Source organism: Flavobacterium ginsenosidimutans, assembly GCF_037478105.1.
Taxonomy (GTDB): domain Bacteria; phylum Bacteroidota; class Bacteroidia; order Flavobacteriales; family Flavobacteriaceae; genus Flavobacterium; species Flavobacterium ginsenosidimutans.
In genome coordinates this window covers 4,716,746-4,739,345 of the sequence record NZ_CP147988.1, presented here as the reverse complement: position 1 = coordinate 4,739,345, position 22,600 = coordinate 4,716,746, and the positions used below count along the sequence as shown (strand labels likewise).

Annotated in this window: 24 protein-coding genes, 1 tRNA gene and 2 pseudogenes; 12 read left to right on the top strand and 15 right to left on the bottom strand. The window is 34.8% G+C overall.

Annotated features, from left to right (window positions below; genetic code table 11):
* Positions 1-62: 62 nt before the first annotated feature.
* The 5 genes from V6624_RS20330 to V6624_RS20310 form a co-directional block, all read right to left on the bottom strand.
* Complete coding sequence (locus V6624_RS20330; protein ID WP_111289333.1) at positions 63-962, bottom strand: AraC family transcriptional regulator; 900 nt, start codon at positions 960-962, stop codon at positions 63-65.
* 144 nt (positions 963-1,106) lie between these two features.
* Complete coding sequence (locus V6624_RS20325; RefSeq protein ID WP_111289335.1) at positions 1,107-1,994, bottom strand: helix-turn-helix domain-containing protein; 888 nt, start codon at positions 1,992-1,994, stop codon at positions 1,107-1,109.
* A 111-nt stretch (positions 1,995-2,105) separates the two neighbouring features.
* Positions 2,106-2,945, bottom strand: coding sequence for an alpha/beta fold hydrolase (locus V6624_RS20320; RefSeq protein ID WP_111289337.1), 840 nt, complete (start codon positions 2,943-2,945; stop codon positions 2,106-2,108).
* Between the two features lie 38 nt (positions 2,946-2,983).
* Positions 2,984-3,718 carry a hypothetical protein gene (locus tag V6624_RS20315; RefSeq protein WP_111289338.1) on the bottom strand — a complete coding sequence of 245 codons (735 nt, stop codon included), beginning with the start codon at positions 3,716-3,718 and terminating at the stop codon, positions 2,984-2,986.
* A gap of 118 nt (positions 3,719-3,836) precedes the next feature.
* Positions 3,837-4,661 (bottom strand): SDR family NAD(P)-dependent oxidoreductase, encoded by an 825-nt coding sequence (locus tag V6624_RS20310; RefSeq protein WP_111289340.1) that lies wholly within the window; start codon positions 4,659-4,661, stop codon positions 3,837-3,839.
* Positions 4,662-4,899: 238 nt separating this feature from the next.
* Between V6624_RS20310 and V6624_RS20305 the strand changes: the two genes are divergently transcribed.
* Positions 4,900-5,703 carry an SDR family oxidoreductase gene (locus V6624_RS20305; protein WP_338839989.1) on the top strand — a complete coding sequence of 268 codons (804 nt, stop codon included), beginning with the start codon at positions 4,900-4,902 and terminating at the stop codon, positions 5,701-5,703.
* 38 nt (positions 5,704-5,741) lie between these two features.
* The gene (locus V6624_RS20300) at positions 5,742-6,647 is read left to right on the top strand and encodes a helix-turn-helix domain-containing protein (protein WP_338839988.1); all 906 of its coding nucleotides are present in this window, start codon (positions 5,742-5,744) and stop codon (positions 6,645-6,647) included.
* A 54-nt stretch (positions 6,648-6,701) separates the two neighbouring features.
* On the opposite strand, the gene V6624_RS20295 is transcribed toward V6624_RS20300, so the two are convergent.
* Both V6624_RS20295 and V6624_RS20290 read right to left on the bottom strand, forming a co-directional pair.
* Positions 6,702-7,241 (bottom strand): carboxymuconolactone decarboxylase family protein, encoded by a 540-nt coding sequence (locus V6624_RS20295; RefSeq protein ID WP_338839987.1) that lies wholly within the window; start codon positions 7,239-7,241, stop codon positions 6,702-6,704.
* Between the two features lie 47 nt (positions 7,242-7,288).
* The gene (locus tag V6624_RS20290; protein ID WP_338839985.1) at positions 7,289-8,110 is read right to left on the bottom strand and encodes an SDR family NAD(P)-dependent oxidoreductase; all 822 of its coding nucleotides are present in this window, start codon (positions 8,108-8,110) and stop codon (positions 7,289-7,291) included.
* 177 nt (positions 8,111-8,287) lie between these two features.
* Here V6624_RS20290 and V6624_RS20285 point away from each other — a divergent pair, with 177 nt between their 5' ends.
* A complete protein-coding gene (locus V6624_RS20285) occupies positions 8,288-9,190 on the top strand; it encodes a helix-turn-helix domain-containing protein (protein WP_111289351.1) in 903 nt (300 codons plus the stop codon).
* A 43-nt stretch (positions 9,191-9,233) separates the two neighbouring features.
* Here the strand turns inward: V6624_RS20285 and V6624_RS20280 are convergent, their stop codons facing one another.
* The 3 genes from V6624_RS20280 to V6624_RS20270 are packed head-to-tail and all read right to left on the bottom strand — an operon-like array spanning position 9,234 to position 12,809.
* Positions 9,234-10,721, bottom strand: a complete 1,488-nt coding sequence (locus V6624_RS20280) for an L-dopachrome tautomerase-related protein (RefSeq protein ID WP_111289353.1) — start codon at positions 10,719-10,721, stop codon at positions 9,234-9,236.
* Between the two features lie 2 nt (positions 10,722-10,723).
* Positions 10,724-11,812: an L-dopachrome tautomerase-related protein gene (locus V6624_RS20275; RefSeq protein ID WP_338839984.1), complete on the bottom strand. Its 1,089-nt coding sequence runs from the start codon at positions 11,810-11,812 to the stop codon at positions 10,724-10,726.
* 55 nt (positions 11,813-11,867) lie between these two features.
* Positions 11,868-12,809 (bottom strand): NADP-dependent oxidoreductase, encoded by a 942-nt coding sequence (locus V6624_RS20270; RefSeq protein WP_338839983.1) that lies wholly within the window; start codon positions 12,807-12,809, stop codon positions 11,868-11,870.
* Between the two features lie 116 nt (positions 12,810-12,925).
* Between V6624_RS20270 and V6624_RS20265 the strand changes: the two genes are divergently transcribed.
* Complete coding sequence (locus V6624_RS20265) at positions 12,926-13,777, top strand: AraC family transcriptional regulator (RefSeq protein WP_338839982.1); 852 nt, start codon at positions 12,926-12,928, stop codon at positions 13,775-13,777.
* 158 nt (positions 13,778-13,935) lie between these two features.
* Complete coding sequence (locus tag V6624_RS20260; RefSeq protein ID WP_162615002.1) at positions 13,936-14,085, top strand: hypothetical protein; 150 nt, start codon at positions 13,936-13,938, stop codon at positions 14,083-14,085.
* Positions 14,086-14,267: 182 nt separating this feature from the next.
* Here V6624_RS20260 and V6624_RS20255 read toward each other — a convergent pair.
* From V6624_RS20255 to V6624_RS20235, 5 genes and pseudogenes are all read right to left on the bottom strand, one after another.
* A tRNA-Tyr gene (locus V6624_RS20255) sits at positions 14,268-14,348 on the bottom strand.
* 437 nt (positions 14,349-14,785) lie between these two features.
* A pseudogene (locus V6624_RS20250) lies at positions 14,786-15,172 on the bottom strand (TlpA family protein disulfide reductase); the annotation flags it as partial.
* Positions 15,173-15,190: 18 nt separating this feature from the next.
* Complete coding sequence (locus V6624_RS20245) at positions 15,191-15,952, bottom strand: DUF4369 domain-containing protein (RefSeq protein WP_111289363.1); 762 nt, start codon at positions 15,950-15,952, stop codon at positions 15,191-15,193.
* A gap of 262 nt (positions 15,953-16,214) precedes the next feature.
* Positions 16,215-16,655, bottom strand: coding sequence for a KTSC domain-containing protein (locus V6624_RS20240; RefSeq protein ID WP_095931645.1), 441 nt, complete (start codon positions 16,653-16,655; stop codon positions 16,215-16,217).
* A 195-nt stretch (positions 16,656-16,850) separates the two neighbouring features.
* Positions 16,851-17,099: a hypothetical protein gene (locus V6624_RS20235; protein ID WP_111289365.1), complete on the bottom strand. Its 249-nt coding sequence runs from the start codon at positions 17,097-17,099 to the stop codon at positions 16,851-16,853.
* Positions 17,100-17,184: 85 nt separating this feature from the next.
* Between V6624_RS20235 and V6624_RS20230 the strand changes: the two genes are divergently transcribed.
* From V6624_RS20230 to V6624_RS20200, 7 genes and pseudogenes are all read left to right on the top strand, one after another.
* Positions 17,185-17,727 (top strand): hypothetical protein, encoded by a 543-nt coding sequence (locus V6624_RS20230; RefSeq protein ID WP_111289366.1) that lies wholly within the window; start codon positions 17,185-17,187, stop codon positions 17,725-17,727.
* Positions 17,727-17,873 (top strand): hypothetical protein, encoded by a 147-nt coding sequence (locus tag V6624_RS20225; protein WP_204251695.1) that lies wholly within the window; start codon positions 17,727-17,729, stop codon positions 17,871-17,873. Before V6624_RS20230 ends, V6624_RS20225 begins: the two co-directional genes overlap by 1 nt.
* 100 nt (positions 17,874-17,973) lie before the next feature.
* Complete coding sequence (locus tag V6624_RS20220; RefSeq protein WP_111289368.1) at positions 17,974-18,207, top strand: hypothetical protein; 234 nt, start codon at positions 17,974-17,976, stop codon at positions 18,205-18,207.
* Positions 18,179-18,577, top strand: a pseudogene (locus tag V6624_RS20215) (YchJ family protein). Before V6624_RS20220 ends, V6624_RS20215 begins: the two are co-directional and overlap by 29 nt.
* Before the next feature lie 106 nt (positions 18,578-18,683).
* Positions 18,684-19,802 (top strand): vWA domain-containing protein, encoded by a 1,119-nt coding sequence (locus tag V6624_RS20210; protein WP_111289372.1) that lies wholly within the window; start codon positions 18,684-18,686, stop codon positions 19,800-19,802.
* 170 nt (positions 19,803-19,972) lie between these two features.
* A complete protein-coding gene (locus V6624_RS20205) occupies positions 19,973-21,436 on the top strand; it encodes a magnesium chelatase (RefSeq protein ID WP_338839979.1) in 1,464 nt (487 codons plus the stop codon).
* Positions 21,437-21,540: 104 nt separating this feature from the next.
* Positions 21,541-22,395, top strand: coding sequence for an EamA family transporter (locus tag V6624_RS20200; protein WP_338839978.1), 855 nt, complete (start codon positions 21,541-21,543; stop codon positions 22,393-22,395).
* Positions 22,396-22,600: the final 205 nt, after the last annotated feature.

Sequence of the window (22,600 nt, the reverse complement as noted above, 5' to 3'; positions counted from 1 at the left end):
TTTAAATTTGCATACTCAAAATTATGTAAAGCCGTTACCTTCTTATTTCACAAAACACGAAATTACCTGTACTTTTCCCTGATTTCGCCCGGTGTGTAGGTTTTGTTTTTTTTAAAGAGTCTGGAGAAATAAGAAGCATTGTCAAATCCCAGCTGATAGGCAATATCGCTGACATTCATATCGGTTTGAAGCAATAATATTTCCGCCTGTTCGGTTACATATTCATGTATGAGGTTAATGGTAGTTTTCCCAGTTTCCAATCTTATCAGGTCGGTTAGATAATTGGGAGATAAATTCAATTCATCCGCAATGGAGGCTACTGTTGGGACACTTTTTACAGGCACTGATAAATCATTATAATACTGCTGTAAAAGTGTTTTTACTTTTGATGAAACAGAAGCAGAAGCAGTATTTGATCCATTTTCTTTAAACTGTCTTTCGTAGTAGAGCTCTGAATAAGTTAGGATTACATTCAGTAGTGAGAGGATTACATCTTCACTGGCATTGTTTGTATTATTTAGAAGTTCAAGATGGATTTTGGTAAACAGCCATGTTATAGTTTCTTCTTCCTCGGGAGTCATAAACAGAGCATCGCTGATTTCATAGCTGAAATATTTATACTGGCTGATCTTCTGTGCAATGGGATGCTTTTTAATCAGGTCAGGATGAAATACAAAAGCATACCCGTCCCAGAAAGTAAGTGATTCCCATGATACGACCTGGCCGGGGCTGCTGAAAAGCAGTAAGCCATTATCTGTTTTATATTTATTTGCGCCGTATTTGATATCACCGGTAAAGTTCTTTTTTAATGAAACCTTAAACATGTTAACCTGAATTTCTTTGCTTGACTGTGGGAAATTAGGAATAGCCTGCTTGCAAACCCTGCTGTCCATCAAGGGATGAAAAGGTTCTGAAAGATTTAAGTATTTATTATAGGCCGATAGGTTCTCAAAAACTTTCATGTATTCTTTATATTTAGTGGTACACAAATATATGGACATAGTAAGAAAAAAAAACTGGAATGCGTGTTTACTTTTTATGTAATTCGAGTGTCGTCGGTGTTTTCTGCATTGTCATTATTTATTTTCATTGGATGAAACTAATTATTAGTTCAAAGAATGCTTAAAATCGAGTGGACGTAATCCTGTCTGCTTTTTAAAAAGCCTGCTAAAGTAGGATGCATTTTCAAATCCCAATTGAAAAGCAATTTCGGCAACACCTTTATCTCCTGAACGGAGTAAATTTTTGGCTTCGCTTATCAAATAGATATGTATTAACTCAATAGCGGTTTTACCGGTTTCCTGTTTCAATAAATCGCTTAAATATCTTGGCGATAAAAGTAATTGTGAGGCTAATAAAGCAACACTTGGCAGACCATCTTCTTTCAATTTTCCATTGTTTAAGTGCTGCTTTAGAGCGGTAGTAAACTTAGAAACTATCCTGCCCGATAATTGTTTTCTGTCGATAAATTGTCTTTTATAGAAACGCTGTACATATTTTAAAATAGATGCTACATGACTTAATATGATTTCTCTAGTAAATTCATCAGGATTTGCCAGATATTCTATGTTTATCTTATTGTGCAGTTCCCAGATAATCAGCTCTTCAGCAGGAGACAGATGGATGGCTTCGTTAGTTTCATAATCAAAAAAAGCGTATTGCTGTATGATCGAATATAATTCGTTACGGTACAAATAATCTTCATGTATAAATAACATAAAACCTTGTTCCTCAAGTTTTAAATTTTTCATTTCAATAATCTGGCGTGGTTTGGTAAAAAACATAGATCCATTGTCGTGATCGTAAGGAGTTTTACCATACATAATTGTCCCGGATTTAATTTTTTTAAATGCAATCATATAAGAATCAGTGGTGTATTCCCGGTTGCCCAGCGGACAGCTTGACTGGCAGCCCACAATACTAAATAGAGGATTTTGAGGCGCGGGCCAGCCGTTATCTTTATGTAATTCGCTTAATGTTTTATAATGTTTCATCGTTAGAACATTGAAGAAATTGCATTTGCTGTGAATGCAGCAAATGCAATGTTATTATTCAGTCTATAATCAAAACTATCAATTGTTTAAAAATTGATGATTACAGACTATTTAATTATTCAAAAAATAATTTGCCTGGTTGACAAACATTTCAGGATACTGATAAAAAGAACCGTGTGCTGCATCTGGATAATAAGTCAGTACTGCATTTGGTAATTCTTTAAACAGGGTGTATGAACTGTCAGAATCCATCATTTCATCATTGCTTCCTTGTATAAGCAAAACCGGATGCGGTATTTTTTTCAGGTTAACTGAAGGTTTTTCGGTACCCCAGTGCGTAATAGCTTTCATTTGTGCCATTACTGCTTGTTCTGTGGCAGCTTTTGTTCTGTCTTCTGTTCTGGAATATAAACGTTGTAATGCTGCCTTTCCTTTGTTTCTGCTCTCTTGTGATGAAGTAAAGAAAATATACAGAAAGATTTCCATTGGTTCTTTCTCCTGTGCTTTGCCAATTAGCTGAGGGAAATTATGCAGTGCTTTTGTACCCTGCGGAGCTGCGCCTACAATAATTATTTTGTTAATTAAATCAGGATGCTGTTCTCCTAAATACTGCGCAATAAAACCCCCTAACGAAAATCCCAGTACATCAATCTTGGCTATTCCTAACGCCTTAATAAAATTTACTGCGTCATTGGTCATAGCAAGAACATTGTCAGGAGTTTCTCCAGAGGAGTTTCCAACACCGGCATTGTCAAAAATGATTATTTCTCTTTCTGCGGCCAATCCATCTAAAATAATAGGATCCCAGTTGTCTAATGTCCCAGTAAAGTGCTGAAATCCTACTAATGGAATTGCAGATGGTTTTCCGAATCTGCGGTAAGCAAAACTAACTCCGTTTGCCTCTATGTATTGTGTGGGTGCTGTTAGAGCATTTATTTCTAAAGTTTTCATGATTTTTTAATTTTGAGAATGAAAAAAAGTACTCATTATTATTCAAATGAGACATTTAGGATATCAATAGAAACCAATACAAGATCTGTTGAATAACTGTTATCTCCGTCATTCAGCACATAAATATTTCTTTTAGTCCCTGTTACAATGCCATCGAAATTTTTGTGGTTTTCTATGATCTGCACTGCAGATGAACCGCCTAAAACCTCAGGCCAGTAGTCGTGACGTTTTAATAAGCCGTCAGCATCAAAATAAAATATTTGTCTTTTACTGTGCGTGGCAAATCCGTCAGGGTAAATGACTTCTAGTCTTTGGAGGATTGCTCCTTTTTCGTTCCAATCTTCCAATTGATTGATTTCAGCTCCAGGCACTAAAAAATTGAATGGGGCAGTAGCGTAGTTCCAAGTGGCATAACTCGAAAAATAAACTAATTGTGCTTTGGTCCACGGTGTTTCTACAGTATGTCCTTTAAAGGATTCTTTCGGATTTTCTAATTCTTCAATTAATGCGCCTTTATCATCGAAAAGAGCCACTTTTCCAGCTTCAAAACTTGATGTATAACCAGACTGAAAAAGATTTTTCCATGAAGCTTTTTGTTCAGTTAATGATCCGGTAAATTCTACGTCAGCAAGCGCATTTTCATGTCCCTTTACTGCCCATACAGCACCGCCGATATTGGCATGCAGTTTTAAAGTCTGAAATTTACCTGCATTTTGTATGCCTCCGTGGGCATCAAGCGCTTTGTTTACTAATTGTTGTGTTGATGTGTTCATTTTTAGTTTTTAATGGTTGTTTTTTTATACATATTGACAAAAGTATGGTTTGGGCTGCCGGCAGGATAGTTCAAATCCACGAAAAAGCAGCACATAAACACGATTGCTGCCAGATGTCTTAATGTCCGTGAGCTGCAATGCTTACTTCTTTCCACTCGTCAATTTCCGCAAGACGTTTTGTGTACACTTCTTTAACAGTATGGTAGGCAATTTTCCCAAGCAGTAAACGCTGAGGCGGATTGGCACTATTTGCCACTTTTAATATCGCATCTACAGTAGCTTCTGGTTTCCCCCATGTTTCGGGATTTTCTCCAGATGATGCAAAGGCTTCTCTTACCGGATTATAATCTGCAATTTCAGCTGTTGTCTGTACGGCGGAGTTTCCAGCCCATTCTGTTGCAAAACCGTTTGGTTCGATTAAAGTAAATTTGATTCCCAGATGGGCAACTTCACTGGCAATAGTTTCGCTAAGCCCTTCTACCGCAAATTTAGAGGCATTGTATAAGCCTAATAAAGGCAGGGTAGTAATGCCTAAAAAACTTGAAACCTGTATGATATGTCCACTTTTTTGAGCTCTCATTACAGGAAGAACAGCTTGCGTTACCCATAATAATCCAAAGAAATTGGTTTCCATTTGTGCTCTCGCCTGTTCTTCGCTTGTTTCTTCCACTGTTCCAAAAAGGCCAAAACCTGCATTGTTAATTAAAATATCGATAGCGCCAAAATGCTCTTTAACTTTTGCTACGGCTTGAGTTACTTCGTTTTTTTTATTAACGTCTAATGAAATAGGGAGAATGTTACTGCCATATTTTTCGACCAGATCATCCAGTGCCGTAATGTTTCTTGCAGATGCTGCGACTTTATCGCCTGCTTTTAAAAAAGCTTCAGCCCATAGTTTTCCAAACCCTCTTGATGCTCCTGTGATAAAAATTATTCTTGCCATGATATCTAAATTTTAGTATTTCTTATTGTTTTAAATTGATAGTACAAAGATATTTCTGCACTCTCAGAAGCAGTAAGACATATCAGCGGAAGAATAGCACAGAAATACGAATGATGGTAAATTAAACAGTCTTAAATCTTTTAAAACAGAGAAATGTATATGTAATGCCAAGAAATGCATACATGCATCAGAGACTTTCGTTAGAACTTTGCCTTATAAATTTTAACTTATTTTAATTATGAAAAAGACAGTATTTATAACAGGAGCTTCTTCCGGATTTGGAAAAGCCAGTGCTTTATTGTTTAATAGCAAGGGATGGAATGTTATTGCTGCAATGCGCACGCCGCAAAAGGAATCAGAACTTTCTCAACTAGAGAATGTATTAGTGGTGAAATTAGATGTAACTGACATTTTAAGCATTGGTGAGGCAGTCAGAAAAGGAGTGGAGGTTTTTGGAAATATTGATGTATTAGTCAATAGTGCCGGCTATGGGTTGATGGGAGTTTTTGAAGTTTCTGACCAGATACAGATAAAAAGACAATTTGATGTCAATGTCTTTGGTTTGATGGAAGTCACCAAGACGGTACTTCCATTTATGAGGAAAAATAAAAGCGGTTCAATCATCAATATTTCTTCTTTTGGTGGAGTAAATGCAGGAGCATTTTCCAGTTTGTACAGCAGTTCGAAATTTGCAGTTGAGGGATTTTCGGAAGCCTTATCTCATGAATTGGCTTTTTTAAATATTGCTGTAAAAATAATTGAACCCGGAAGTGTTCCTACGAACTTTAGAAATGGCATAGAAATGATTCAAAACACTATCGAGGATTATAACGCAGAACTAGCTTCCTTTATTCCAAAATTTATTAAAAGAACAGAACACTTATCTAAGGCCACAGCAGAAGACGTCGCACAGACCATATGGACGGCAGCAACGGATGAAACCGTAAAACTGCGTTACGTTGCAGGTGACGATTCCCAGTATTATATTGATCTGAAAACTAAAAAAGCAGAAGCTGAATATTTAAGATTGATGAGAAATTGAAATTAGCTTATATTTGAGTTATTAATGAGATCAAAGTAATGATGGAAAAATTTGTAAATATAGATACGATCGCTGACCTTCATCATTATTACAACTACGGGAGTCCTAGGCATCCGCTCATCACAATAATTGATTTGAAGGCAGTAAAGACGAGAAATAGGGGAGTTGAAGATGCCTTTTATAGACTCGGACTTTATACTGTTGTTTTTAAAAAGTTTAAAGGAGAGTTGAGATATGGCCGGTCAACTTATGATTTTCAGGACGGATCATTAATGTTTGCAGCACCAAATCAAGTTTTGAGCCCAAGTGAAAATACGATAATCGAAGAGGGGTGGTTTCTTGCCTTTCATCCGGATTTACTTTATGGATCTTTGCTGGGGAAAAATATCGGTTCTTATTCTTTTTTCAAATATGATGTGAATGAAGCTCTGCATATTTCAGATGCGGAAAGAAAAACTTTAGAAGAAAGTATTCAAAAAATTAAAATGGAATATTCGCAGAACATGGACAAGCATACGCAGGGTTTGATTGTCAGCAATCTTGAGCTTATGCTGCAATATTGTGACCGTTTTTATAATCGTCAGTTCTTAACCAGATCTAAGGTAAACAACGACTTTGTGCAGCAGTTTGAAGATCTGCTGCAAAATTATTTTGAAGCTGACGATCTGGCCGATAAGGGGCTTCCTGAAGTTAAATATTTTGCCGAGCAGTTAAATTTGTCCGCCAATTATCTATCTGATCTGCTAAATAAATACACAGGTAAAACCACTATTGAGCATATTCATCTTCAATTGGTGGAAAAAGCTAAATCAATTTTATGGGGATCCAATAAAAGTGTCAGTGAGATTGCGTATAGTTTAGGATTCGATCATCCCTCTCATTTTAGTAAAATATTTAAAATGAAAACCGGAAAGTCTCCAAAGAACTTTAGACTTGCGCAGTAAATCTGCTTTATGCAAAAAAGAGAAAGACCAGCTTAAAAAGCTGGTCTTTCTCTTTTAGATAGCTGCTGCTGCAGGAAAATCTACAGGAATCTTGGTATTGGCAAAAACATAATTAGTAAAGCTTCTTAAGGCAATCAGCGCTGTTAATTCTATCAGTGCTTTTTCATCATATCCAGCTTCAAAAAAGTTTTCCAAATCATCCTCCTTAGCAGTGCCTTTGTTATCGGCAATAGATTTTGCCAATTGAATGACAGCATTTAATTTTGAATCTGAGTATTCGCCTTTACGAATTTTAATTGTTTCTTCTTCACTGAATCCCTTCAATTTAGCTAGCATAGTGTGCGCAGCCAGACAGTAATCACAATTATTGACTTGTGATACAATAAGATTAATAGCTTCTCTTTCTTTAGCGGTGTAGGAAGAATCCTGTGATAATGCACTTTCTGTATCCAGCATGGCTTTTAAAGCTGCGGATGAATAGCCAATTGTGGCATAAAGATTAGGGATTTTTCCCATTTTAGATTGTACAGCTTCGAGAATAGATTGTGAAGCTGCATTTAACTGCTCTTTTGCAGGAACTGAAATTGTTTTCATGATTGTATTTTTATTAGAGTATTCTTGTGCTGTTTAATTGCATTGAATTAACCATGTGCTTCTTCAGACACTTCTTTCCAGTCGTTCCAGGTTTTTAGTTTTTCGGCATACACACGTTCTGTTTTTTTCAGTCCGACTTTTCCTAAAAATAAGCGCAGAGGAGGATTTTTACTGTCTATCAGTTTTAAGATAGCAGGAACTGTAGCTTCTGGTTTTCCATAATCTTCTGGCAATAAACCTTCTGTTGCTCCTAATGCTTCTTTCACTTTATCATAAGCCGAAATCGATTCGCTGACAACAGCTGAACTTCCTCCAAAATCTGTTGCATATCCGTTTGGTTCTACCAGGGAGACATTGATTCCAAAGTCTTTCACTTCATCTGCTAATGCTTCAGTAAATCCTTCTACAGCAAATTTTGTAGCGTTGTAAATACCTAAAGTTGGCAGAGACCACACACCTAAAACACTTGATAACTGAATTACATGTCCATGTCCCTGTTCGCGGAAAATTGGCAGTGCAGCCTGTGTTACCCATAATGTTCCATAAACATTTGCTTCAAAAACATCTTTAACTGCTTTCTCGCTCACTTCCTCTACAGCACCAAAAACCCCATAACCCGCATTGTTGATTACCACATCCAATGTTCCAAAATACTCTTTTGCAGATTGTACTGCTGTCGCTGCTGCTTCTTTATCTGTAATGTCCAGTTTAATAGCCAGAAATTGAGATCCGTATTGTGCAGTCAAATCCTTGTAGGCGTCGATTGTTCTTGATGTTGCCGCTACATTGTCTCCTCTTTTTAATAATGCTTCGATCCATAATTTTCCAAATCCTCTTGAAGCTCCTGTTATAAAAATTGTTTTTTTCATGTTTTTAAATTTTAATTGATTGTTTCATTTTGATAGGACAAAGTTAGATCTAAGCTGTTTAGGGAAATATCTCATTTCAGCGGAAGAGTAGCACAGAAATACGATGAAGGTATTTTTGGATATAATTTTGTTAATTTGTGTTAGTTATTAACCGCTGCAGTCATTAAAATTATCAGGATGGAAAAAATAAGCCATTATAAAAGTATTTCAGAACTTCATGAAAAGAGCGGCTTTGAAAAGCCACAGCATCCTTTGATTAGTATGATGACCTGTAAGGAACTTATGACGTACTCTGTAGGAGAGGATAGATTTACGGGAGATTTTTACATGATTGCACTGAAAAAAATAAAATCAGGACATGTTTTGTATGGCAAAACACAGTATGATCACAGCAGTGGCTCAATGGTGTTTATGAAACCCAGACAGACCATAGAAGTAAGCAATGTCCAGTTTGCCGAAAAAGGTTTTGTAATGTTCTTTCATGAGGAATATCTCATGGGGCATGCCCTTCACGAGCTGATAAAAAAATATGGATACTTTGAATATGAAATAAACGAAGCGCTGCACACTTCTCCGACAGAAGATAAAATACTATGGGAACTTTATTATAAAATAAGAAGTGAATATGACATGAGCCAGGATGAATTCAGCCGTGAAATTATTTTATCGCATCTGGATTCTATTTTAAAATATTCCGACCGTTTTTATAAAAGACAGTTTATTGACAGAAGCATCAATGTATCGGGAAATACCGTGAATAAATTTCAGAAGATATTGAGCAGTTATTTCGATAAAGGTCTGCATCAGTCAGTCGGGCTTCCGTCTGTTAATTATCTGGCAAACGAACTGCTTTTATCCACTCGTTATTTAAGTGATGTCCTGAAACAGGAAACAGGTAAAACAGCATTAGACCACATTCATATTTACCTGATAAAGGAGGCTAAAAACCTGCTGGTCGGTTCTGATAAAAATGTGGCGCAGATTGCCTATGAGCTTGGTTTTGAAAGCCCGTCTTATTTTACAAGATTATTTAAGAAACAGACAGGTTTTACTCCTTTAGGATATAGAGCAGTGTTATAAAAAAAGCTGACAGGAAACTGTCAGCTTTTTTTAAGAGTAAGGATTATCTGTTGGAAACACCCTTTGATAAAGGCAGAAACCTGAATATGTAAAATGGAGCTCGGGCTTCATTTTTTCCATTATTAAATGCAGCGCCCAAATGCACCTGTGCTGCAGAGACATACATAAATCCATCTGTCGAATTATAACTTACGCCGTCGGGCCAAAGCATTTTTTCATCAGAAGCCAGTGTATGAACGCTTCTGTCCGCGGCCAAAACTATGGAGACACTATGGCTTTCAACAGCTGTGAGGTACAGATTGCCAGCAATATCGATACTTAAACCTCCGTTATTTGGTTTTGCGGAATAGGTTTCAATTTTGGAATTCAGGTCAGTATCTGTATATTGTTCATTAATTAAATCCTGAATTTTGATCCTGTAAATCTTGGTTCCGTTCAACGGCGAATAATACAGCCACTCAAAATCTTTATCTGCTGTTATGCCGTCACAGCCAACTAATAAGTTATTTTTACCTGTGGTTAATATTTTGCCGTCAACTTTGATCGGAATATTTTCAGGAAGAGTAGTTCTGTGCCCTTCCAGAATTCTTTTGGTTATTCCGGTATTCATATCAACAGTTAACAGAGAAGCCGTGCTTCCATCACCGCCGTTTCCAATGCCTTCGTCTGCAATAATAAAAAAGCCGTGCTTGGTGTCAACTACAAAATCATTAGATTGCGTATGCTTTTTGCTGATGATTTGGGGAAGATAGTAAATGCGTTCCAATCGGTTGAAACGAGTATTCCATCCTACAATTTTGGGTGTTACTGCATTTCTCTGTCCCATATCCAGCATCCAGATAATACCATTTTCATCACTTCTGATACCTAACACATTACTTAAAAAATGATCGTCTGCCGCTCTGGGCGTATTCCACTCCAGATTAGGAAACGGCACGCTTTTTTTTGTTTTTGCGTCATATTTTTTTACGCGGATTTCCGGATTGAAAAATGGGTGTAGACTATAAATTAGATCTCCCTGAGGCGTAAATGCAATGTTTCCTGCAGCTTCATCTAAAGACGCAAATATTTCAGGGGTCAAAACTTCACCAGTCCATTTAACAGGTTCTTTTTGGTTGGAATCTTTATAATAATTATCAGAACCTGTAATCCAATCCATTCTTGACGGAGAAAAGAAATCAATGTCTATAGTATTGTCTTCCAGAGAAACAAAGCTATGAGGTACATTAGGAGGAATTATAATGCCTTCGCCCGCTTTAACTATAACTTCCCTGCCTTCAGTAAATACCTTTACGCTTCCTTGCGTTATCAGGGAATACTGCTCATTGCTGTGCTGATGCATTGGAACTACGGCTCCTTTTTTATAAGTGAAATAACCAATAGTTCCTTTTTCTCCCGAAATCATTCCCCGGGTCAAAAGCTCGTTAACCGATTTTGACGGCAGTTCCTTTAACGTAAAGTGCTGTATTTTTTGGGAATTGCTGTTTAATGCAAATGCCAAAAATAAAATGCTGAGAATATTTTTTACCATTTTTAATTGATTTTAATTTTTACAACTTTAAATGGTTTTTTAAACAGCTCTTTTTCCTGATGAAACCAGGGCGAGTTTTGTATTTGTGAAACCGATACATACAGATATCCATCTTCGGAAATACTGTAGCTGTCGGGCCATATCAGTTCATTGTCATTCTGCACTATTGTTTGCATTTTTAAGTCTGGCGTAATCTTTATGATGCTGTTTTTTTCCAGATCGCCAAAATAGAGATTGCCTTTTTTATCGAATATCATGCCGTCGGTAGTTGTAAATTTTCCTAAATTCTCAACATTTTTGTTCAGGATTTCATCAGATGTATCAAATTGTTGAAGCAGTTCTGTTTTGATTCTGTATAATCTATCATCGGTCAGCGCTTTAAAATACAGCCATTTTTTATCTGGAGTTAAAGCAATTCCATCTGAATTCACTTTTAATGGTGTTCCGTCTCCTTTCAGCAGTTCTTTTCCTAAAGGAGAAAAATGATAATCAGGATCTGATTTTACTGCTGGCGAGTCTCCCAAAACAAATCTCGAACTTCCTGTCTTTGTATTTAAAATAATAATGCCGCCAGTATTGGAATTGGTGATGTAAGCAAAGCCATTAACAGTATCAACGCGGATATCATTAAGATAAACATTCTCGCCGGCGACATTTTCAGGAAAACGGTAAATGTGTTCTATCTGGTTGGTTTTCAGATTTATTTTGACAATTTTGTTGCTTTTATTATACACCTTACCAAGTCCGATGCCTGCAGCGTCAACAACCCATAAAAAACCTTTGTCATCTGTTACTACCGCCTGCACACACACAAACTTGTTTTGTCCGTCTTCTCCTTTCTTAAAACTGTTCCATTCTGCGTCAGGGTAGGGAGTAGGTCTGCCTTTTATAACTTCGACTACTGAATACTTATGTTTATCTAGCCAGTAGGGATAATTTACAAACAGCCTGCTGTTTTTTGCAACTGCAACACCCGTTAATTGATAAGTTGAATCAGCGAAGACTTGTTCTATTTTTACTTCTTTGGCAGCATCATCTGAAGAAACGGCATTTATCTGTTTTTTTGAAGAGGTATTGTTACAGCTTACCATAAATGCTGTAATTAGTACTATTCCTATTAGTATAAGTTTTCATTTTATTTCTTTTTTATAACGTGATAATTATTTTTCCTTTTGTTCTGCCTGTTTCCTGCTGCAGATGCGCTTCTTTCATTTTATCAAATGGAAACGTCTCACTTACAAATGGCTTGATGATTTCCTTTTCTAACAGATCTGCAATTGCTTTCATATCTTCGCCGTTTGACTGCACTAAAATGAAATAGCCTTCTATGCCTTTCATTTTGGCTTTTTCAGCCACCTTTTCATTAAGACCTGTCGGTATGCTGATTAAGGTTCCCCCTTTTTTTGTCACTTCTATCGATTTGTCAATATTATCCCCTCCAATTGTATCAAGAATAAAATCGAAGCTGTCCTGATGGGAATTCCAGTCATAAGTATTGTAATCAATGTGTTTGTCGGCTCCAAGTCCAAGTACAAATTCTTTGTTTTTTAACGATGAGGTTCCAGTTACTGCTGCGCCCAGATATTTAGCAATCTGTATCGCGATATGCCCGACACCTCCAGAAGCGGCATGAACTAAGATGTTCTGTCCAGCTTGCACTTTTGCATGATGGACGAGTGCCTGATAAGCCGTCAAGGCAACCAGTGTGGCAGCAGCAGCTTCCTCAAAGCTTACGTTTGCAGGCTTTAATGCCAAGTGTGTTTCAGGTGCAGCTACATATTCTGCATATGCTTTGCCATGCCCGGGAAAATTAACCATTCCAAAAACGGCATCCCCTTTTTTAAACTGGGTTACTTTACTGCCAGTTTTCTCCACAACTCCAGAAATGTCCCAGCCGATTATTAACGGACTTTCCTCTTTTAATCGGCCGTAAACTCCTTTTCCTGCCCTTGTCTTAACATCTACGGGATTAATAGAAATTGCTTTCACTTTGATTAAAACCTCGTTCTCCAGCGGCTCAGGCTGTGGGATTTCTGTATAATGTAATTGATTGACATCACCAGGCTCATTTAAAATTATTGCTCTCATTTTTTTATTAGTTTAAATTGATAAGGCAAAATTATACCAGTTTAATGTATTAAAATGGTACAAATTATCTTTTTTATAGTACATTTGTACTATTATTAAAAGTAATACAGGTAAAAATGAGCAAAGAGCAATTGTACAAGCCTTTTGAGATTGTCTATAAAACTTTAGATGAATGTCCTAAGTTAGAACACCAGCATGCTTTCTTTGAATTGATTTATATTTTGGATGGGAAAGGAATTCAGGTTATTAATGATAATCAGTTTCGATATCATCCTAATCATATGTTTTTAATTACACCTTCTGATATTCATCGTTTTGATATTGAAGAGAAAACCACATTTTTCTTCTTACGATTTACTGATATATATATTAAAAATGGCGGTCTGTCTGCTAAAAACATTGAACAGCTGGAGTTTATTTTACAAAATGCAAATCATCAGCCGGGATGTATCCTGAAAAATCAAATTGATAAAAGCCTAGTAAGACCTATTGTTGAAGGCATTATTCGGGAAGAGCAGAATCAGGACGTTTATAACACAGATTTAATTACCCATCTGGTAAACACCTTAATTGCTATAGTTGCGCGAAATATTGCCAAATACCTGCCCGAAAATGTTAACGAGTATTCTGAGGAAAGAATATTGCAGATACTTCAGTTTATCCAGTCAAATATATTTAATCCGGAAGAATTGAGAGCTGAAAAGATCGGCGCCCATTTTGGACTTTCAACCCGTTATTTAGGTAAATATTTTAAGAAACATACAGAAGTAACACTTCAGGAATATATTGCACGCTATAAAACGCAGCTCATAGAGCATCGGCTAAAACACAGCGACCTTCGTATAAATGAAATTGCAGCTCTATTGGGGTTTACAGATGAAAGCCATTTAAATAAATTTTTTAAAAAGAATAAAGGCACAAGTCCTGTAGGGTTTAGAAAAGCTTTAAGAGCTGGATTAGTAAAATAGTCTCCCTTTTATACAATGCGCAATTAGTAAAGTTAGGTTAATTAAATAAAGTTGAAATCCTTCTTCAATTAGAAGCTAAATCGAAGAAAGTTTGATTACACTGCAGATAGACTTGTAGAAAATGTTTGACCCGTCTCGATTCTGACGCAAAAGTAGGAATGATGAAGAGACTGGTCTTCCAGCTGAATCAGCAATCTTTTTCAAGCTATACAAGTAACGATAAATTCAGAAAATATAAAGTGGTCATGAAGCATTTTACAAATGGTACTGAATTTAGCTGTATTGAGATTAAAACAGACAAAAAATAATGTAAGGGCATTGAAAGTGCCACGATTTTGCCATAGAGATTTTGGGAGGTTTTAAAAAATATGAAAAGCAGGATGAAATAAAAAAAGCCTGCGAATCATTAAATTTGCAGGCTTTACCACGTTTTTTTCGAGTTTTTGAAAAGATTGAAAAACTTTCTTTTCGGCTTCTTTTACCCTTTTTGTGGGGAGAGCAGGATTCGAACCTGCGAAGTTCACACAGCAGATTTACAGTCTGCCCTCGTTGGCCGCTTGAGTATCTCCCCGATCTCAGCTTGTTGCGCTTTGTTGTTCTAAGCGGTGGCAAAGATAGGAACTCTTTCTACATTTCCAAACAAAAAAATGACTTAATTTTAAGTTATTTTAAAGTTATTTTTTAATTCGTTGGAATTGAATAAAATAAAAAACCTTCAAAATAGATTTTTTTTAATTTATTTTTAAAAGTAAGATTATTTTTATGTAAACTCTATGTTTTTTGCTTTGAATTTATTCTTTAATAAAGTCGTTAGATATTGCATTTATTGACAAAATGAATAAATATTGACTAAAAAACATCTATTTACTATTGTTTTGAAATTGGCTTAATAATCTTTTCTAAAGTCGAGTTTTTAATTCTTTTTGATGCAATTCTATTTTTGAGTTTTTAGTAGGAAAAAAAAAATCTCCACGAGGGAGATTTTTTGATATTTATAAAAGTATAGAATTATTTGGCTAACAATTCTAAGATTTTTGCTTTTAATTCAGCGCCTCTTAAATCTTGCGCTACCACTTTTCCAGATGCATCAAGAATAAAAGTAGCAGGAATTGCTTCAACATTATATTGTTGTGCAATTGGCTCTTCCCAAAATTTTAAGTTTGAAACTTGAGTCCAAGTTAATCCATCTTTTGCAATAGCTTCTTTCCATTTTGCAGCATCTTTATCCAAAGATACTCCAATAATATTTAAACCTTTTGCATGTAACTCTTTATAAAGCGCTACAATATGTGGATTTTCTTGTCTGCAAGGTCCGCACCATGAAGCCCAGAAATCTACAATAGTTACTTTTCCTAAACTTTCTTTAAGAGAAACTACTTTCCCTTCTGGATTAGGAGCAGAAAAATCGGCTCTTCATTTTGCGCTACCTACCGCTGGAGCTGTTGCACCAACAGATGGCATTTTCGCTTGACCAAATCTAGTTTTGATTTCTTTTCCTGTAGCTGAATTTTTTAAAGACTCATCAAAAGAATTGAAGATTCCTTCTAATTTTTTAGTATCAGCTGCTGGGTCATTCAATAAATTTTGAACAATAATAGCTGAGATAAAAGATTTTGGGTGGCTTTCAGCATAAGTGAAATATTTCTTTTTGCTAGTTTCACCAACTTCTTTTTGGATTTCCATGTATTGCTTCATTAAGCTGTTGATCACTGCTGTATCTTGAGCTTGTTGAGCTTGTTTCATTTTATCGTTGTTCTTTTTCTGGAAATCGATTAAACTTTTTTGAGTTTTTGTCATTTCTTCAATGAAAGTTGAGTACTCATCATTGTTGTAAGTTCCAGAAATTTTAGATTTATGAATACTATCTTTGTCAATTGCAATTTTAATTTCTCCAGTTTCTAGGATAAATGGAATTGGACCATTAGCGCCTTGTAAAATTAAAGAGTGGAAAGCTGGTTCAGTTACTTTACCTTTTATTTCAAATTTTCCGTTTTCAACTTTTACTGTGTCAAGAGAAATTGGCATTCTTGTAGCAGGGTCAGCACCTTGTAAGATGATCGTTTTTCCATTTTCAATCCCTGTGGCAGTACCTGTAATAAGGTATTCTCCATCTTTAACTTTGCTGCAAGAAATAATAGCTGCAGAAGCTGTAAGTACAAAAAGTATTTTTTTCATTATAAAAAATTAATTAGTTAATTGATTTGTGCAACAAAAGTATCTAAAATTATATAACATACAGAATTTTGCTACCTAAAATTTTGTTATAGTTTTTTTTGGTTTAAAACCCATGAAATCAGCATGTTTGTTGGTCTGATTTGATTTAAAACTCTTAATTAAAACCTTATTTTAATTCTTTATAATTAATTTTTAAATTTTTAGGCATAAAAAAAGCACTCGTTTGATAGAGTGCTTTTTGGTAAAATATAGCGTTTGTAAACTATTCTTGATTTGTTTTCTTTCTCCAAGTAAAAGAGTTTAAAATATGTCTTTTAGCGAATCTTGCTGGAGAATCTGCATTTACCATTTTCACGTAAGTTGCTTTTGGAACACTGATGTATTCGTAAACACTTCCGTTAGAAAAATCAATAATTAAACGACCTTCAACAAATTTATAATCTGTGATAGAACAAGTTGAAATTGTTTCTGTGTACTCAGGTAAATTAAGTTTGATAGTATCAGGGTGAATACTTACTAAAAAGTGGTAAGCTTCGATAATTGTTTTACTTTTTTCTTCTGCTTCTTTTAAACCAGCTTCATTTCCCACAAATTTATCAGGATGAGATTCTTTCATCGCATTACGATAAATTGTCTTTAAATCTTTTAACTCTGCAGTTTTTTCTACGTTTAGTAACTTGCGGTATTCAACTATTTTTTTCATAAATAAAAGGTAACTACTTGTCTATTAGTTTGAAATCGTTCTGTTTTAGTTCAAATCGACAAATTTTTTGCAAAGGTACACTTTTTTTTAACTTTTCAGTTTTGATCGAAAAAATATTCTTTTTGAATTATGAATTATGAATTATGAATTATGAATTACTAGATTAAAACTCATAATTCATAACTCATAACTTTTCTAGTTTTCCCGCTTATGATTCGCTTTATCGAAGTTTCTTGATTTTTTAGGATATTTATCGTAGCTCATGTCACTTGGATTTTCAATAACTGATTTTATAGTAATCCAGTCACCCACATTAAATTTGGCTTGAACCATTTTATAGTCTAAAAGATATTCGCCACAGAAATAATTATTGTTTTCATCCTTTTCGATAATGCCAGTAAATACTCCTTTTTGCGGCATTTTTTGTTCTAAATCTTTAGACATGATTTTTTATTTTGAAATTAAAGTACAAAGGTAAGCAATTTAGGATTGGTTTATGGAGTTCGCCGTAATCTGAGTATATTTGCACATGCAGAAAAATTTTAAGCCACATCCTAATTCTTTTAAAAATACCTTTTGCGCTTTTAATGAAGTGTTGCCAGATTCTATTCAAGGATTGAAAAAGCAATTTGAAAGCAAAGCAGGTAGCACCTATTATTATACAGAAGAAGGAATGTACCGCGTTTCGAACCATTGGGGAAGATTAGCCAATAGTAAATGGCGTTTAATTGCCCGAAATCCAGAAATTGAATCTAAAACTAAAATAGGATTTGCAAAATGGGAGGAGTTTTATCCAGATAATGCTGAAGAAAAACTTTACTATATAAAAGCCGATTTCGAAAACAATCTTGCCAATTACGAGCATAAAAATAATCCAGAATACGATGGCAAAGCAGTTTTAAGGACAAGTTCTGAAACTACAAAGAGATTAAAACAGATTAGAAACCTTCAGCAGCTGACCAATTGGGCAAAGTATTTTGATTATGAAGATATTGATGATTTGAGAAAACAGATTATCAACGAATTGATTTTCACAGAAAAAACGTTAGAACAAATTAAAAGAGAGGTGTAATGGGAAGAAATAACGAAAGGAACATCAAAAAGCATAACGATAAATTGCATAAAGCTCAGGCAAAAACTAAACAAGCCGAAATTGCCCGAAAAGAAAAATTAAAAGAAATCGTTAAGAAATTCAACGAAAGTAAAAACGAAGAGTAAATAATAGTTTCAAATTTCAGGTTTCATGTTCCAAGTTATCTTTACGAACCTGAAACCTAAAACTTGAAACCTAAAACTTGAAACCTGAAACAAAAAAACAATGAATAGTAAATTCGAAACCCTAAAAGCAAACGTACAGGAAATTATTGATTTGATCGCTGCGAAAAACGACAGAGAAGCAAACAATAAATTATTGGAAGTAAGTGAAACATTAGACGAAATGATTGATTTTGCTGAAGAAGACGAAGAAGTGAGAGAAATCACCCGTTATCAAGTTTTGTTAAATCAGCTTCATGTAAAAATTAATGGAGAAGAACCAGTCGATGGAGAATAAAAAATGCTTCTGTGACACAGGATTGCTTTTTGAAAGTTGCTGCGGATTATATCTGATTAACAATCAAAAAGCACCTTCAGCATTAACTTTAATGCGATCACGATATTCGGCATATGCCTCTCATAATGCCGATTATTTAATGGAAACTACTTATGTTTCAGAAAGAAAACATTATTCGAAATCTGAAATTTTAAGATGGGCAGTTTCTAATGAATGACAGAAATTAGAGATTTTGAGTTTTACTGAAAACACAGTAGAATTTAAAGCTTACTTTTTAGATTCTAATGATAAACCGCAAGTGCATTATGAATTTTCTACATTTAAATTCGAAAATGGCGCGTGGTATTATGTAGACGGAAAATTTGAATAATTATTATATCTAACACCGTTAGTTGAAGTTTTTGGTTAAATATTTTAACTAAAAATTAATAAACGATTCTTTTTTCATAATTCTAAAAAGATGTAATTTTAGAATTATGAAAAACGAATTTAAAAAAGGGTTTTATTTTAAGACTTACGAAGCTCCTTTTCAGTCTCCGTTTGACAAACTTTTTACGATTTTTAAAGAGTTGATCACCCATACTTCGGGTGATTTTGATGAAGCCATCAACTGGCTTCGGGAACTGGACAAAGAATATAAACTTACCGACGAAAATTATACTATTGACGATTTTATCGAAGACCTCAAGAAAAAAGGATACATCAGAGATGAAGTAAAAGGCGATGGAAGCTCTGGTTTTGGAATTACAGCAAAAACTGAACGTGCAATTAGACAGCAAGCTTTAGATCAGATTTTCGGAAATTTGAAACGTTCTGGAAGTGGAAGTCATAAAACAAAACATGCCGGAAATGGCGACGAACATACTGGCGAATTCCGTGAATTTAATTTTGGTGATAGTTTAGAAAGAATTTCTTTAACCGAAAGTCTTCGAAACGCTCAAATTAACAACGGAGTTGAAAGTTTCATGCTTACTGAAAACGATTTGGTTGTCGAAGAAGCACAATACAAAGCACAAATGAGTACCGTTCTGATGATTGATATTAGCCACAGTATGATTTTATACGGAGAAGATCGAATTACTCCAGCTAAAAAAGTGGCAATGGCTTTGGCGGAATTAATCACAACTAGATATCCTAAAGATACGCTCGATATTTTGGTTTTTGGAAATGATGCCTGGACAATTCCGATTAAAGATTTACCTTATTTGCAAGTTGGACCTTATCATACCAATACGGTTGCTGGTTTGCAATTGGCAATGGATATTTTGCGCAGAAAGCGTAATACCAACAAACAGATTTTCATGATTACGGACGGAAAGCCGAGCTGCGTTCGCGAACGTGATGGTTCTTATTATATGAATAGTAATGGTTTAGATGAATATATTGTCGATAAATGCTATACGCAAGCGCAACAGGCAAGAAAACTTCATATTCCAATTACTACTTTTATGATTGCCAGAGATCCTTATTTACAGCGTTTTGTGAATCAGTTTACAGAGGCAAATCAAGGAAAAGCATTTTATACCGGAATTAAAGGTTTGGGTGAAATGATTTTTGAGGATTATGAAGCGAATAGGAAGAAGAGGATTAAATAAAGTTGCTAAGGTTCTAAGATGCTAAGAGACTAAGGTTTCTTTTCGCCTGAATATTTGCGTTTTAATAAACGTAATGCATATCGTAGAGACGCACTGCAGTGCGTCTACACACAGAAATGACACAATAATTGTCATTAAAAAATAAATAACAAAATCTATATTTCAACACAATGGAAATAAATACTATAAAGACATTAGGTCAATTAAAAGCCACTGGATATAAAAGTACAAGCATAAAGGATGAATTGCGCAATAATCTTCGTGAGAAAATCAAATCGGGGAAGCCTGTTTTTGAAGGTGTTCACGGATTTGAAAATACGGTAATTCCAGAATTAGAACGCGCGATTTTATCACGTCACAACATTAACTTATTAGGACTTCGCGGACAAGCAAAAACGCGTTTGGCGCGTAAAATGGTTGAATTATTAGACGAATATATTCCATTTGTGGAAGGCTCAGAAATAAATGATGATCCGTTAAATCCTATTTCTCGTTTTGCTAAAGATTTAATTGCGGAAAAAGGTGATGAAACTCCAATTTCTTGGTTGCATAGAAGCGAACGATTTTTCGAAAAACTGGCAACACCAGACGTAACGGTTGCTGATTTAATTGGTGATGTTGATCCAATTAAAGCTGCAAATTTAAAATTGTCTTATGCAGATGACAGAGTAATTCACTTCGGAATGATTCCGAGAGCGAATCGCTGTATTTTCGTAATCAACGAATTACCCGATTTACAAGCCAGAATTCAAGTAGCATTATTTAATATTTTACAAGAAGGAGATATTCAAATTAGAGGATTCAAATTAAGAATGCCTTTAGACATGCAATTTGTTTTCACAGCAAATCCGGAAGATTATACTAATAGAGGAAGTATTGTAACACCTTTAAAAGATAGAATTGGTTCGCAGATTTTAACACATTATCCAGAAAGTATTGAGATTGCGAGAACGATTACAGAACAAGAATCTAAACTAGATCAAAACCAGACCGATGTTGTTTATGTTCCAAGTTTGGCGAGAGATATTTTAGAGCAAATTAGTTTTGAAGCTCGTGAAAGTGAATACATTGACAACAAAAGCGGTGTAAGTGCGAGAATGAGCATTACGGCATTCGAAAACTTAATTAGTACAGCAGAGCGCCGAGCTTTGATTTCTGGTGTTGATAAAACCACAATTCGTTTATCAGATTTTATAGGAATCATTCCAGCAATTACGGGAAAAGTCGAATTGGTTTACGAAGGAGAGCAGGAGGGAGCAGATGTTGTGGCAGAAAGCTTAATTGGTTCGGCAATTAGAACATTATTTCCAGAGTATTTTCCAAAAATTGAAAAATTAGAAAAACCAGATGAAAAAACAGCTTATTCTGATGTGGTGGAATGGTTTTTCGCGGAAAGTGGCTTCGAATTATTAGATGATGCTTCAGACAAAGAATACAAAAGTATTATAGATGAAGTAACGCCATTAGATGATTTACTAAAAAAATACCAGCCTCAAACACCAAAAGAGGACGAATACTTTTTGAAAGAATTCGTTTTATGGGGATTGGTTGAATATAAAAAACTGAGTAAAGATCGTTTTGCAAAAGGAAATCAGTTTAGAGATATTTACGGAAGCTATATCAGTAAATTCTAAAAAAAAGAATACAGATAAAACTTAATCTGGTCTAGCTGGTTTTTTAAAACCGGCTGGGCTTTTTTATTTTGCAATAGTTACTTTTACAGTCCAAAAATAAATTTATGTTATTCCTTATATTAAGTATTCTTTGTAGTGTTATTGTGGGTGTTATATTCAAAATTTCTAGAAAATATAATGCTAATCCGTCACAGATTATTTCGTTCAATTACATCGCTGCAATAACGCTTTGTTATTTTACTTTTACGCCAGATCTAAATGCATTAGACAATAATGCGCCATTAGAAATTTATACTTCTGTTGGAATTTTGCTTCCAATATTATTTCTGTTTCTAGCACTTTCGATAAAATATATGGGAATTGCAAAAACAGATGCCGCACAAAGATTATCATTATTTATTCCAATTTTGGCGGCTTGGCTGTTATTTAATGAAGGATTTAATACTTATAAAATCATTGGAGTTTTGATTGGTTTTGCGGCGCTTTTATTCATTTTAAAAAAGCCATCTGCTAATACCGAAAATAAATGGATTTATCCCGCAATAGTGCTATTTGGTTTTGGACTTGTTGATATTCTTTTCAAGAAAATTGCCTTATACACTGTAGTTCCTTATACAACTTCTTTGTTCTTTGTTTTTCTAATCGCTTTTGTTATTTCAATATTTATTGTCTTGTATAAAGTATTGGTGTCAAAAGAAAAGTTAGAAGCGAAAAACATTCCATTTGGAGTATTGGTTGGGATCTTCAACTTTGGGAACATTTTGTTTTATCTAAAAGCCCATAAAGCATTTGCAGAAAATCCATCAACTGTTTTTGCGGGAATGAATATGGGAGTTATTGTTTTAGGGACAATTGTTGGAGCCTATTTTTTCAAAGAAAAACTTTCTAAAATCAATGTTTTAGGATTGTTTTTAGCTTTAATTGCCATTGTTTTTATCGTTTTATCGCAATTACAGTAATTTTTTTTAAACACTAATCCTTTAGTTTTCAATCGATTTAGTCATTGTTTTTAAATTAATTAAAATAAACTCGACTAATTCTATAGAATTTATAAATATATTTTTGTAGCTTTGTCTCAACAATGAAAAACTATAGCCGAAATATTATGACGTCTTTCCCATGCAGCTTTGCGATGTGCTGTATGATGAAACACGTTTTGAAATG